We start from the raw sequence: 13,210 nt of genomic DNA, 5'->3' as shown, positions 1-13,210 counted from the left end.
AGGGCCCCTGTGGCGGTAGCCACGTAGCTGGCGGTCACCACAGCGGTCGACACCACGACCACGACAATCCGACGAAGCTTGCTCATACAACCCCCCTCCGGGATGAAGTGGCGGGCTTAAGGGTGGCCCGCGATGGCGTCCGCGAGGGCCCCTGTGGCGGTAGCCACGTAGCTGGCGGTCACCACAGCGGTCGACACCACGACCACGACAATCCGACGAAGCTTGCTCATACAACCCCCTCCGGGATGAAGTGGCGGGCTTAAGGGTGGCCCGCGATGAGGTCCGCAAAGGCTCCTGTGGCGGTAGCCACGTAGCCGGCGGTCACCACAGCGGTCGACACCACGACCACAACGACCTGACGAAGCTTGCTCATACAACCCCCCTCCAACCCGACGGGCCCGGCCCGGAGTTCATGCTCGCTGCACAGGTTCAGGGCCCGCGTGGGCCGGGGTTCCCTGTATACGTCTCACGTTAGGTGGGCGGTTCGGTGGTGGAATGCGCGCTGCGTCTCCGGTTCTGTGCTCTGCGTCTCCTCTGTTGTGGGCTCGGGCTGGGCCTGGCGGCGGTGTTCGCGTGGGGAGAGGCCGTGGGCGGCTTTGAAGGCGCGACTGAAGTCGGAGGGGTTGGGGATGCCGCAGCGGGAGCCGATGGCGTGGGCCGGCAGGTCCAGCAGGGCGGGGTCGGCGAGTTCGCGGTGGGCCTTCCTCAGCCGCTGGCGGCGGATGAACCCGGCCACGGTCTCCCCCTCGGAGTAGCGGGCGAATAGGCGGTGAAGGTGGCTGACGGAGATGTGGTGGGCGGCGGCGACCATGGGCGGGGTCAATCCGGGGTCGTGCAGTCTGGCCTGGATGAACGTCCGGATGGTCTCCACCAGGGCCTGCTGCCGGGCCTCCAGCGGCAGCGTGCGCTCGGCGTCGAGCTCGCCGGCGATCCAGGCCGCCATCAGGTCGACCACGACCGTGCCGAGGCGGGACGCCTCGGCGGGCTGGAGGACGGCGGCCTGGCGGTCCAGGCCGAGGAGGAACTGCGCCAGCAGCGCCCTTGTGCCCCCCGGCCGGACAGCCTGCGGCCGAGCAGGTCACGCAACTGGTGTGGGGGCACCGGCAGCAGCGACACCGGCAGGTCGATCCCCACGCCGGCGACGTCCGGACCACCCGCACCCGGGGCCCGGTCCCCGAACATCCGCACGTCGTGCGGGGTGGAGCTGTCGATGAGGGCGAAGTCACCGACACCGAACGTCTCCGCCTGATCCCGTCCACGCCTGAGCCCGTGGACTCCGGAGGTCAGCAGCGTCAGGTGGTACAACTCCTGGTCCGAACGCCGGATCATCCGCTCCGTACGCCGGAACCGCGCCGAGGGGAACGACGACCCCAACAGGACCACCGGCCCCAGGCCGAAGAGCCGCACCTTCCCCGTGAAGTTGTCCGCGTGAGCGCTCGTCGCCTCGCACTCCCGCGTCCTCGCTAGCGCGTCCCGCCAGCACTCAAAGCCGTCCTCCGCAGACAAACCATCGCCCTGGAGCACACTCTTCTCATATACAGACATCCCGCCCCCCTCCGGACATACCGCCCTCGCCGAACGGGCGAGGCCCTCCCCCGATGCCATCGTCACGCCATCATCTCGGGCTGCTCCAGCCCGGCCAAGAGGGTCATCAGGTCACACCCGCAGGGTGAGAACGGAGTGACCCAACAACGGAGGAGCGGGTGTCAGGGCGGCCCGGGATCCGTGGCGATGTCCACGACTTCGGGGAGGGTGGCCACCACGGTGCATGACATCCGCAGGCGGGACAGGATCCTCTCGGGGCCGGGGTCGGACCCGAGGAGCTCCCTCAGCCCCTCGGCGGCGTGTTCCAGTACCTCCACCACCGGCCCCGGACCGTTCATGATCAGCCAGAACATCGCGGTGAACGTGAAGACGCCGGGCAGCTCGTCGACGACGGGCGTGGGCAGGTCGGGACCCCCGACCGCGCCGAGGGACACATCATGTTCCCGTCCCGGAAAGTGGTGTCCATCGCCAGCACGTGCTGGACAAAGTACTGGTTGGTGGCGAAGTCGGTGACGTTCCCAAAGACGCGGTCATCCCGCAGCCCGCCGACCAGATCGCCAACCGTACGCGCAAGGGCAGCAACGGCGGCCGCCCGCCGTCTTTCGACCGCCAGGCCTACAAGCAGCGCAACATCGGCCCGGGGCCGGCGGTTATGGTGGGCGCTGCCATCCCGAGACGGCCGCCGGCGCCGGGTTTCCGGTAGGTCCGGGTCAGATCAGCAGGTGCCGACCCGGCCGGAGCGGGCGGACCAGACGGCGGTCCACGGACCGTCGCCGTGGGGGCGGTAGACGACCAGGTTCCCGTCGTTCTGCAGGCGCACCCAGTTGGCGCTCGGGTTGCAGCCGAGGGCGGTCCCGGAGGCCCACCGGGCGTTCTTGAAAGTGTCGTAGACGACGAAGTTGCCGTCGTACTGCATGATGACCTTGCCGGGCGAGGTGTTGACGGTTCCGCTGGCCCAGACCGCGTAGCCGCTCTCGTCGTACTGCACGAGGTTGCCGTCCTTCTGGTAGACGAGCCGCTGGTCGCCGTTGCCGGAGACCAGCGTGTCGCCGGGGAGCAGGCAGCTACCCCACTCCATGTGGTCCCAGCCGCGCGGGTTGCGCGAGCAGTTCCACTCGCCGTTGACGTCGGCCGACGCGCTGGTGGCGGTGGTGAGGCCGATGACGCCGGCCAGGGCGGCCGCGGCGCTTGCGAGTGCGACGAGCCGCCTGGGCGTCCTTCGGATGGCCATCATGGTGTTCCTCCTCGCCCCGGAGCGGTCCGACCGCTCCCGGGCCTGGTGTCGTGGCGGCGCGCGGTACCGGTCCCCCGTCCCGCCGATGGGATGGAGTCCCCGTTCGGCGGCTCCGAACCTGACAACGCTCCGTACACGTCGGGCGGTTCAGGCTCGCCGGCTGACGCCGTAGACCCGCCGGTGGGGCAACGCGCTGCCGGCTGACCATCCGTCGGTCCGCGGCCGCGCTCCCCGTCCGCGACTGGCACGATCCGTAGCACTGCCTGGCGCTGGAACTCGGCGACGGCCTGGCCGCATTCGCCACACGGCTCACCCTCACCGCCATCCACGCCGCAGGCCCAACAACCGCCACCGCCCGACCCCTCATCGACCACCTGGCCCAGCGGACGAGCGAGGTCCGCGACGGCTACGCACTACGCGACCTCCTCGCCCATCCAGCTGTTCGCCATCACCTCGACCCCGTAAGGGCAACCGAACTCGAACACGCTCTCGCCAGCTGAGCGCTCGCCTCAGGCGACCTCCCGGCACCCCTCACCGTCAAGCTGAACAACGCGTTCGCGGTCGCCGCCTCAATGATCGACGACTCCTTTCACTGACGATCCCCGGCACTGCATGACTGGGCGGCAGCAGCGAGTTCCCCCAGCGACCAGAACTTGCGCGTCTTACCGCGACTGCCGATCGGCCTGACGCCGGTGCCGGCCCCGAGCGGCGCAGATGCTCGGGCTGTTCACCGGACGTGGCGGCCGGCTGCTTCGACGGCCTCCACGAGGATCGGGCCTTGGCCGCGCTCGCCGAGACCTTCCGGGCGCGTACCGAACCCGGCCCAGGCCGATCCAAGGCCTGCCCCATCTTCCGAAGCATCGGAACCTCCGCCACAGCAAACGGAGCGATCGCGCCGACAAGTAGGGCCTCCGCGCCGGGAAGCGCTTGCCTCCGAACCGAGGCACTGTAGGCGCCGGCCGCCCCACCGACAGCGAGCAGGGCCTCCGCGCTCGGCAACGGCCCCTGATGACGCCGAAGCCAGTCCGCTCCCTGGTGTGCGAGCCGCGCGATCCGCTCGCAGGCCACGATCGAGACATCGCGTAGGAACTCCAGCACCCGACGATCACCGACCAACCGGTCGAGGCACTCGCCGGACCGCTCCGCCAGCGTCGTCCACAAGTGCCGTGCAGCGCCACGGACGGTCTGGATCTCCAGCCACTGCGGAACGTCCCGCACGATCGCAGCGTCCTTACCGGCTTCCCTCAGCGCCGCGCTGACTCCGTCCACAACGGGGGCCGACTCACGGGCCGCAACTCCCGACGCACTTGGCAGCCCCTGCTGCGGCTGCTCCTGCAGGACCGCAATACCTGCGCTCAGCACGGCGCGCAGATCGTCCACGACCTCCGGTCCGCTCGGCACCACCTCGGCCCAGGCCGCGAGTACCGCCTCCAGAGATGCCCGAAGATCGATGCGAGCGAGCTGTCCACGACTGAGGTAGACGGAGTCGTCGAGTTCGGCTCCGAATTCAAGCTGCTCCCCCGACAACACTCCGTCCTCGTACACGCCGGATGCAGGACCGTCGGACAACGACGCGTCCTTCGCCTGGGCCTGGGCCTCTTGCCCGATTGAACGAGATGCCGATACCAGCCCGGCCTGGGCCGCATCCTGCTCGGCGAGGAAGTCCCAGATGTCGCTCGCGTCGTCCATTATGGCGTCCTCACGCGTGACTGTCCGCTCGGTACGAGAATCACGATCGGCCAAGTCCTGACACCTCAAGTCTGGTCGAAGACGATACGCTGTCCTGGCAGATCAGCCGGTTCAGCATGACGTCGGGCGCACCTCCCCGACCAGCGACACGCCCGCTACGCGACAAGGCAGTTGACACATCAGAGGCACATTGCCACTGCCGCTTGCCGGGCCATTCGCACTGCCGAACGACATCCGACAGTAGACGGCCGCCAGAGCGAGTTAGTTGTCATTGTGGCGTTCTACGGGACTATCCGACGCCAAGCGCGAACCAATCGCAGCACGTACTGAACCCGCGCCAACACTTCTGCCGCGTAAAGCAAATGCGTTGATACTCAGATGCCAATCACCCCACCCAGCACGGATAGGAGCAGCGAGGTCACACCGAGTGGTCGAGCACCGGTACGGGCTTCGCCCGTGCCGCGGCCTCGGCGGCCTGGGCCTCCGCGCCCCAGCGGCGGGCGAGGACGGCGCAGACCATCAGCTGCAGCTGGTGGAAGAGCATCAGGGGCAGCACCATCAGGCCGGCGGCCGGGCCGGGGAAGAGAACGGCGGCCATGGGGACGCCGCTGGCCAGGCTCTTCTTCGAGCCGCAGAAGACGATGGCGATCAGAGCGCCCCGGTCGAATCCGAGCCGGCGGCCGGCCAGCAGGGTGATGGTCAGGACCAGCGCCAGCAACACCGACTCGGCCACCAGCAGGGCGGCCAGCCGGGGCAGCGAGAGCGTGTCCCACATCCCGCCGACGACGGCGGCGCCGAAGGCGCTGTAGACGACCAGCAGGATCGAGCCGCGGTCGACCAGGGCGAGGACGGCGCGGTGGCGGGCCGTCCAGGCGGCGATCCAGCGGCGCAGCAACTGGCCGGCGGCGAAGGGCAGGAGGAGTTGTCCGGCGATCTCCAGCACGGTGCCCGGCGAGATGCCGCCCTTGGTGTGCAGTAGCACGGCGGCGAGCAGTGAGGTGAGGAGGATGCCGAAGAGGCTGGAGAAGGTCGCGCTGCAGACCGCAGCGGCGGTGTTGCCGCGGGCGATGGAGGTGAAGGCGATCGAGGACTGCACGGTGGAGGGCAGCAGGGTCAGGAACAGCAGGCCCTGGTAGAGCTGCGGTGACAGGACGGTCGGCACCAGCAGATGGGCGGCCGTCCCGAGCAGGGGGAAGAGGAGGAAGGTCACCGCGAGCACGGTGCCGTGCAGTCGCCACTGCTTGAGCCCGTTCCAGGCCTCACGGGCGGAGAGCCGAGCACCGTAGAGGAAGAACAGCACGGCGACCCCGCCGGTGGCGGCGTCCGAGACGACCGGTGCGGCGTCGCCACGGGCCGGCAGTACGGCGGCGAGGAGCACGGTGCCGAGCAGGGAGGCGATGAACGGGTCGACGCGGAGACGGGCGCGGCGGCGTAGCACTGGCCGGGTGGGAAAGCGGCGGGAGCGGGTTGGGGTGTGCGGGCGGGGCATGGTTCTCCGCGCGGGTGGTTTCGGGTGGGACGGTCTCAGCCTTTCGCTCGTTCGGGTGATTGTGAATCCCGCTGGCTGCACTCACTGTCATCATGGTTCGTGATATCAGCCGATAGAGTGGCTGGATGTTCGATCCGGTGCAGTTGAGGTCCTTCCTCGCGGTGGCCCAGACCGGCGGTTTCACCCGGGCCGCCCAACGGCTGGGGCTGCGGCAGTCGACGGTCAGCCAGCACGTGCGGAGGCTGGAGGAGACCGCCGGCCGGCGCCTCTTCCTGCGCGACACCCACTCGGTGCAGCTCACCGGCGAAGGCGAGGCGATGCTCGGGTTCGCCCGGACGATCCTGGAGGCGCACGAGCAGGCGCTCGGCTACTTCGCGCGGACGCAGGTGCGCGGGCGGGTGCGGTTCGGTGCGTCGGAGGACTTCGTCGACACCGAACTGCCGCAGATCCTGCGGGGCTTCCGGCGGCGCAACCCCCAGGTCGACCTCGAACTCACCGTCGGGCTCAGCGCCGTGCTCTACGAGCAACTGGCCGACGGCCGGCTCGACCTGGTGCTCGGCAAGCGCCCGCCGGGCGGCGACGCCCAGGGCCAACTGGTCTGGCAGGACCGGCTGGTGTGGGTCGCGGCGGAGGACTTCCGGCTGGAGCACCCGGCGGAGCCGCTGCCGCTCATCGTCTACCCGCCACCGAGCTTCACCCGGGCGCGCGCCCTGGAGGCCTGCGAACGCGACGGCCGGCCCTGGCGGATCGCCTGCACCAGCACCAGCCTGTCCGGGGTCCGGGCCGCCGCGCTGGCCGGTCTCGGGGTGGTGCCGCACGCCCGGAGCCTGATCCCGTCGGGCCTGCGGCCGCTGCCCGACCAGCCGGGCCTGCCGGACCTGGGCACGACGGACTTCGCCCTCACCACGGGACGCACCACGGCCCGCGGCCCGGCCCGGGTCCTGGCCCAGGCCGTACTCGCGGACGCGTTCCGGCTGCAACGCGCCCCGGAGCGGGCGCAGCCCTGACCTGGGAGCGAAGCAGCCCGCCTGCGCGCCTACGGCGTCACGAGATCATGAACTCCCCCGTCGACAGCGCACGCTTCACGATCCGCACGTCGCCGATCCAGCCGTGGAAGATCTTGTCGAGCACGCCCGCATACTCGTACCCGCCGAGCATCCACGGCCGCCCGAGGGTGGTCAGGCCGACGGCCGGGGTCGACGGATTGCGGGCCACCTCGCAGCCGTCCACGTACATCCGGTTGAGCCGGCCGTCGTTGACGACCGCGACGTGCCACCAGTGGTCCAGCGGCAGCTGATGGCCCCAACAGGTCGACGCGCCGGTCTGGTCGAGCGGGTAGACGCACCACTGCAGCGCGGGCGCCTCGGACAGGCTGAGCGTGACGACCGGCTCCTGCGGATCCGTCGCGTCCCCGCTCTTGCCCGCCTCGCCGCTCATGCCCCAGCGGCTCAGGATCCCCGACCACGCGTTCTCCCCCGGGGCCCAGTCCGCAGGCAGCTTGAAGAAGGCCTCGATCGTGTAACCGTGCTCGAACGTCTCGCGGTTGACCGGCGCGGTGGGCACGGTCTGGAGGTACGCGCCGATCGGCGGCTTGTTGCGGCTGTCGAACAGCAGGCTGCCGTGCCCGGGCTGGTCCGGGTGGTGGTCGGACGACCACGTGAGTGCGGTGTCGGGCGCGCCCGGGGTGGCCTGGCATACCAGGTCGTTGCCCTGACCGGTCAGGTCCCGGACGGTCTGCAGGACGCCGGTGCCGTCCTTGCCCCCGTTGTCGAAGCGCCAGTAGGCGAGGGTGTCGCGGACGAGCAGCTCGCTCGCGGGGCGAGCCGGACGCGGCGGGACGGGGGCGAAGCCGGCGAAGCGGCGTTCGAAGTCGATCGGGACCGAGAACCGGTCGACGTCGGAGGTCAGTTCGGCCTCCCGGGCGGCCAGGGCGTTGCGCTCCTCCGCGGCCGTCTCCTGGATCCAGGGCGAGAACGTCGACACGTCGATCGTGTTCCGGTCGACGTCGAAGCGGTATGTGCGGATCATCGCGGCGCCGCCGTAGTAGCGGTCCTGGTAATTGGTGATGTGAACGTGCACATCGTTCCCGGCCTTGTTCCGCAGGACGGTGCGGCCGGGCGGCCAGTAGTGCCCGTTCACGGTGAGGAACACCTGGTCGTTGCCGCTGACGAGCTTGTCCCACAGGCGCTTCCCGTAGTCGGACAGGTTCGCCTTGCCGCTCTCGTCCGCGTAGGCCAGCTCGTGGGTGGTGAGGATGACCGGCAGCTTCGGATTCTCGGCGATCATCCTGTTCGCCCAGACGAAGCCCGCGTCCGACAGGCGCCAGTCCAGGGAGAGGACCATCCACTCGCGGCCGGCCGCCCTGAAGACGTGGCAGGTGTTGTACCCGTCGGGGCTGGAGGCCCGGTAGCCGGGCGTGCGGGCGGCCCTCGCCGGGGTGAACGTGTCCAGGTACGGGGTCCTGCCGCGCTGGTCGTCGGTCGAGGACCGGACGTCGTGGTTGCCCGCGAGCACGCCGTAGGCGACGCCGGCGTCGTCGAGCAGCGCGAAGGACTTCGTCACGGCGGCGTACTCGGAGGGCAGCCCGTGCTCGGTCACATCGCCGAGGTGGGCGAGGAAGACGATGTTGTCGTCCCCGCCACCCTCGCGGTTCGTCCCGCCGTCGAGGACGTAGCGGAACGACGTCTCCAGCGGGGCGGGGTGGATCCGGTCCTCGTCGAACAGGTACTGCGTGTCCGGCATGACGACGAAGGTGAACTGCCGGCTGTCCGGGTCGGGCTCCCAACCCTCGGGGCGGGTACGGGGCTTGACGTCGGCCTCGGCGGGGGCGGCGGCACCGAACACCCCGAGCCCCGCCGAGCCGACCCCCGCCCCCAGCAGCCCGGCCCCGCGCAGGAACCGCCGCCGGCTCGCCGCCGCTGCCCCGCCCCCGTCGAGTTCCGCGGTCCGGGGGCAGGCGCACGCGTCGGACGGATGGGAATCGTGCATGATCGCTCCAAGGAGTGGTGTGGCCCCGGACGGTTCACCGGACGTTAGGGACCGAACCTTGTCGCAGGTCATCCACGTGGCCACGCCGCGCTGAACAGCGGCCGAATGCCGCGATCACGACAGCGGCCCCCGTCAAAGGGCGACGATCTGCCAGTCCTGGTTGTCACCTCCGGTGATGGTCCACTGGATGACCTGGGCGCTGTCGGCGGTGGAGGCGTCCTTGACGTCGGCGCACCACCCGTTGCGGACGTTGACGAGCCGGTAGTAGCCGCCGGTCGCGGAGGGGACGAGCTGCCACGACTGGTTGTCGCCGCCGTCGCCGGTCCACTGGTCGAGGCTCGCGCCCTGGACGGAGTTGCCGGGGCTGTCGAGCACCTTGCCGCTCTTGGCGTTGGCCAGCCGGTAGGACCCGTCCGCGTTGGGCAGGAGCTTCCACTGCTGGTCGGCGCCGCCGGTCCAGGGCCGTTGGACGAGGCCGGCGCCGTCGGCGGTGGAGGCGTCACTGACGTCCAGCACCTTGCCGCTGCGGCGGTTGACCAGCTTGAACGTGCCCAGGTCCGCGCCGAAGGGCCGGTCGTAGAGCTCCAGGGTGCGGATGGACGCCCAGACGCCGTCCGGCAGCCCGGTGACGGTGACGCGCACGTACCGTGCGCGGGTGCGGAACTGGGCGACCTGGACCTGGCTGGTGCCGGTCGTCGCGGTGAGGTCGGCCAGCGTGGTCCATCCTGCGTCGTCGGTGGAGCCCTCGATCGTGTACCGGTAGTTGGTCCGGTCCAGCTCCCAGGCGATCCGGGTGCCGGTCAGGGAACGGATCGAGCCCAGGTCGACCTTCAGCCAGTGGCCGGTGCCGCCGTCGTTCGCGCACCAGCGGGTGGAGGTGGCGCCGTCGACGGCCTTGGCCGCGATGTTGCCCTTGGAGCTCTCCTCGCTGTCGGCGGGCTGCACGCTGCGGTCGAGGACAACGCCGACGACGCTGTCCTGGGGGTGGGTGGTGCGGTCGATGCCGGCGACGGCGACCCGGCCGTCGGCGCTGACGGTGTAGCTGAGGTCGCCACCCGAGCGCACGTCGAACACGCGGGTGACCTGCGGGTCGCCGATCGGCGGGGTGGTGAAGGTGGTTCCGCTGTAGCCGGGCAGCAGGTGGACGTAGAAGGTGTCGTCCTTGTACGTGTAGCCGTACTGGCCGTCGACCGGATTCCACGGCCCGCCGCGGGTGCCGTAGACGGACTGACCGCAGGCCGTCATGAAGGTGCCGATCTGCCGCAGCAGGGCGGCCTGGGCGTCGGAGACGGTGCCGTGCCGGTCCGGGCCGACGTTGACCATCACGGTCATGTTCCGCACCCAGCAGTTGACCAGGATGTCCATCGCGGTGCCGTAGCCCATGACGGAGGAGTTGGAGTAGCCCCACGTGCCGATGACGCTGAAGACCTTCTCGACGAGCCTGCCCGTGCGGATCGCCCCGGTCGGGACCCCCGGGCCCTCGTCACTGTCGTAGTCGCCCTTCCAGCCGGAGCGCGAGGTCGCGACGATGTCGGGCTGGTGCTTGCGGACCATGCCCATCAGCCCCAGCGGCCTGCCGTCGGCGTCCGTCTCGCCGTAGGCGGCGTCCACCGGCCACTGGTTGGCGGTGTCGCGGAACCGGCCGGGTTCCCAGAAGAAGGCGCCGGCCGCGTCGGTGCCCTGCTCGGCGATCCAGCCGCCGTCCCACCACAGGTCGTCGATCACGCCGTACCGGGTGACGAGTTCCTTGACCGACTCGTACACCTCGGTCTTCATGATCCGCGCGTTCTCCTTGTGCGCGGGATCGGTGGTGTAGCCCCAAGGGTTCGCTGCGCAGTTGGTACCGCTCACATCGTAGTAACCGGGGTAGCGCCAGTCGATCGGCGAGTAGTAGAGGCCCACCCTCAGGCCGGCCGCCCGCACCGCCGCGACGTAGTCCTTCACGAAGTCACGGCTGAGCGGCGCCTGCCCGGAGTTCCAGCTGTCGGGGTGGTTCAGCGGCCACAGCGCGAAGCCGTCGTGGTGGCGGGTCGTGAGCGTCGTGTACCTCGCCCCGAAGTCCTCGGCCAGTCGGGCCCACGCCGCCGGGTCGTAGGCATCGGCGGTGAACTGCTCGCTCGTCGCGTCGGTGACGTACTTGCGGTAGTCCGCCGGGGTGACCGCGGCGCTGTGCATGTACCACTCGCCCTTCGCCGGGCCCGCGTACACGCCCCAGTGGATGAACATCCCCAGCTTGGCGTCCATCAGCCACTGGATCTTGGAGTCCGGCTGCTGTTCGAGGCCCAGGTCGGTCTGCGGGATCCGCAGGGGAGGCAGCGGCAGCGGGTCGGCCGCCGTCCCGGCGTACGCGGGCGCCGTCACGGCGACCGAGCACACCGTCGCGGCAACCGTCATGGCCGCCATGCCGACGAGGAGCGACCTGCGCGAGATGGGATCCGGCACTGTTGTTCCTCCAGTTCGCGTTTGAACGGTGATGTTGGAGCCCCCGGACGGGCCCGGCTGCCGGCCGGGCCCGGTTGCCAGACGGGCCCGCTGCCGTCAGCCGCCCGTCAGGAAAGGGTCCAGCTCTCGCTGGTGGCGCTCGAACTGCCGCCCGGCTCCTGGTCCACGGCCCCGCCCTGCGTGGTCGAGCCGCCGGTGCCGATGGTCAGGCCGCTGGCGATGCCGACCAGCACGTACTTGCCGCCGGCGAGGTCCAGCGCCCACTGCTGGTTGGTGCCGCCGTTGCAGGTCCACTGCTGCAACTGCACGCCGGTGGCGGTCGAGTAGCCGGGGACGTCCAGGCACAGTCCGCTGTTGGCGCTCGTCAGGGTGTAGACGTTGTCCGCGACCCTGGTGAGCGTCCATTTCTGGTTGGCACCGCCGGTCGACGGCCATTGGATGACCCCGCCTCCGGCGGAGGTGGAGGCGCCGGACACGTCCAGCAGCATCGAACTGGCCGCGTTGGTCAGGGCGTAGGTACCGGCGGAGGGGAGGCCGCTGCCGGCCGACCAGGTGCCCACGGACGTGTCGAGGGACCAAGTGGGGTACTGGCCGAGGTTCAGCGTCGTCCCCCGGATGGTCAGCGGGAGCCAGATCAGCCTGGATCCGCCCAGGTCACCGGTGTCCCAGCGGTCCCCCGCGTAGATGTACGCGGTGCCCGAAGTGCCCTGAACGGTGATGACGTTGGCCGTCTGGCTCCCGTAGGTATTGGTGCCGGGAGCGGCCAGATCCTTCCAGGCCGACCACGGTCCGCTCGGGGACGTCGCGGTGGCGTAGACGTTGTCGTTGAGGTACCAGCCCGACAGGTGCGACCCCAGCAGGTAGTAGGTGCCGCCCACCTTCACCATGGCCGGGGACTCGATGCTGCCGCCGCCCAGGAGCGCGACCGGGCTGTCGACCGAGAGGTAGTCGGCGGAGAGCTTGTCGATCCGCAGGCCGCCGTTGTTGCGGTCCTCGGTCAGCAGGTAGCCCGTGCCGTCGGACTCCTGGAACAGGCCCAGGTCACGGCTGACGTTGCCCAGCGGCCGGAAGCTGCCCCGGTAGACGTACGGGCCGCACGGGGTGCTGCTGGTGGCAACACCGGCCTTCGCCTCGGAGTAGTCGCCGCTGTCGATGTGAACGTACATCACGTACGTGCTGGTCGACGCGTTGTAGATGACCTTCGGCCGCTCGACGACCCGGTTCGGCCCCAGATCTCCACTGCTCTGCTTGGCCAGTGCCACGCCCTGGTAGGTCCAGGTGCCGAGGTCGCCGGAGGTGTAGCAGGGGATGTCCTGGAACGAGGTGTTCGCCGACGTCTCACCGGTCTTGTCCTCGCCGAAGCCGTACCAGGTGCTCCCCACCTTGACGATGCCCAGTCCGTGCAGCTGCAGCGCGTTGCCGTTCTGGTCGGTGCGGGCGCCGCCCAGGGTGAACTGCACCGGGGCCGAGGCCGCCTGGGCCTGTGCGGCCGGCAGCAGGACCGCCGCGAAGGCGCCGAGCAGGGCGAGAAGTCCGGCGAGTGCGGTCCGCCACCGGCCGACCGGCCGGGTGTCGCCTGAAGGACTGCGGAACAAGGGGTCACCTCTCCCAAAGGACATGCGTCGGAAACGTCCATGACATGGGATGGATTAAGGCTCAAAGGTCGGGTGCTTGTCCAGAGTTTCGACAGCTTCTGCCGAGCAGCCGCCCAACAGTGGCGTGATTCATCTGACCTCACGGCAACAGACATGGGATGTCAGGCGATCCCTGACTCGATCCGGGCCGCTCCACCCGCGCCGGGCCCCGAAGACCGTCCACACCGG

10 protein-coding genes and 2 pseudogenes are annotated in these 13,210 nt (G+C 70.0%); 2 read left to right on the top strand and 10 right to left on the bottom strand.

Going from position 1 to position 13,210, the window contains the following annotated elements:
• Positions 1 to 466 precede the first annotated feature (466 nt).
• The 4 genes and pseudogenes from ACFXDE_RS25740 to ACFXDE_RS25725 all read right to left on the bottom strand — a co-directional run.
• Positions 467 to 943 carry a helix-turn-helix transcriptional regulator gene (locus ACFXDE_RS25740; protein WP_380497120.1) on the bottom strand — a complete coding sequence of 159 codons (477 nt, stop codon included), beginning with the start codon at positions 941 to 943 and terminating at the stop codon, positions 467 to 469.
• The gene (locus ACFXDE_RS25735) at positions 943 to 1,329 is read right to left on the bottom strand and encodes a hypothetical protein (RefSeq protein ID WP_380497119.1); all 387 of its coding nucleotides are present in this window, start codon (positions 1,327 to 1,329) and stop codon (positions 943 to 945) included. The genes ACFXDE_RS25740 and ACFXDE_RS25735 overlap by 1 nt, the downstream gene beginning before the upstream one ends.
• A gap of 377 nt (positions 1,330 to 1,706) precedes the next feature.
• Positions 1,707 to 1,979: a hypothetical protein gene (locus tag ACFXDE_RS25730; RefSeq protein ID WP_380497118.1), complete on the bottom strand. Its 273-nt coding sequence runs from the start codon at positions 1,977 to 1,979 to the stop codon at positions 1,707 to 1,709.
• Positions 1,979 to 2,068: pseudogene (locus ACFXDE_RS25725) on the bottom strand (DUF2165 family protein); the annotation flags it as partial. The pseudogene ACFXDE_RS25725 and the gene ACFXDE_RS25730, both read right to left, overlap by 1 nt.
• Before the next feature lie 3 nt (positions 2,069 to 2,071).
• Here ACFXDE_RS25725 and ACFXDE_RS25720 point away from each other — a divergent pair.
• Positions 2,072 to 2,176: pseudogene (locus ACFXDE_RS25720) on the top strand (IS5/IS1182 family transposase); the annotation flags it as partial.
• A gap of 84 nt (positions 2,177 to 2,260) precedes the next feature.
• Here the strand turns inward: ACFXDE_RS25720 and ACFXDE_RS25715 are convergent.
• The 3 genes from ACFXDE_RS25715 to ACFXDE_RS25705 all read right to left on the bottom strand — a co-directional run bounded on the left by ACFXDE_RS25715 (position 2,261) and on the right by ACFXDE_RS25705 (position 5,957).
• Positions 2,261 to 2,779 carry a hypothetical protein gene (locus ACFXDE_RS25715; RefSeq protein ID WP_380497117.1) on the bottom strand — a complete coding sequence of 173 codons (519 nt, stop codon included), beginning with the start codon at positions 2,777 to 2,779 and terminating at the stop codon, positions 2,261 to 2,263.
• A gap of 537 nt (positions 2,780 to 3,316) precedes the next feature.
• A complete protein-coding gene (locus ACFXDE_RS25710; protein WP_380497116.1) occupies positions 3,317 to 4,468 on the bottom strand; it encodes a hypothetical protein in 1,152 nt (383 codons plus the stop codon).
• 418 nt (positions 4,469 to 4,886) lie between these two features.
• Entirely contained in the window at positions 4,887 to 5,957 is a 1,071-nt protein-coding gene (locus ACFXDE_RS25705) for a bile acid:sodium symporter family protein (RefSeq protein ID WP_380497114.1), read from the bottom strand.
• A 125-nt stretch (positions 5,958 to 6,082) separates the two neighbouring features.
• Between ACFXDE_RS25705 and ACFXDE_RS25700 the strand changes: the two genes are divergently transcribed.
• Positions 6,083 to 6,964 carry a LysR substrate-binding domain-containing protein gene (locus ACFXDE_RS25700; RefSeq protein ID WP_380445301.1) on the top strand — a complete coding sequence of 294 codons (882 nt, stop codon included), beginning with the start codon at positions 6,083 to 6,085 and terminating at the stop codon, positions 6,962 to 6,964.
• A gap of 37 nt (positions 6,965 to 7,001) precedes the next feature.
• Here the strand turns inward: ACFXDE_RS25700 and ACFXDE_RS25695 are convergent, their stop codons facing one another.
• The 3 genes from ACFXDE_RS25695 to ACFXDE_RS25685 form a co-directional block, all read right to left on the bottom strand.
• On the bottom strand, positions 7,002 to 8,945 hold the full coding sequence (locus ACFXDE_RS25695; RefSeq protein WP_380497113.1) for a LamG-like jellyroll fold domain-containing protein: 1,944 nt from the start codon (positions 8,943 to 8,945) through the stop codon (positions 7,002 to 7,004).
• A 132-nt stretch (positions 8,946 to 9,077) separates the two neighbouring features.
• Positions 9,078 to 11,387, bottom strand: a complete 2,310-nt coding sequence (locus ACFXDE_RS25690; protein WP_380497112.1) for an alpha-L-fucosidase — start codon at positions 11,385 to 11,387, stop codon at positions 9,078 to 9,080.
• Positions 11,388 to 11,494: 107 nt separating this feature from the next.
• Positions 11,495 to 12,982 (bottom strand): RICIN domain-containing protein, encoded by a 1,488-nt coding sequence (locus ACFXDE_RS25685; protein WP_380497111.1) that lies wholly within the window; start codon positions 12,980 to 12,982, stop codon positions 11,495 to 11,497.
• Positions 12,983 to 13,210 lie beyond the last annotated feature (228 nt).

It is taken from the genome of Kitasatospora sp. NPDC059408, from assembly GCF_042751525.1.
Lineage (GTDB): Bacteria > Actinomycetota > Actinomycetes > Streptomycetales > Streptomycetaceae > Kitasatospora.
Note: the sequence above shows the minus strand (reverse complement) of the source record. Positions and strands in the feature narration are given on the sequence as shown.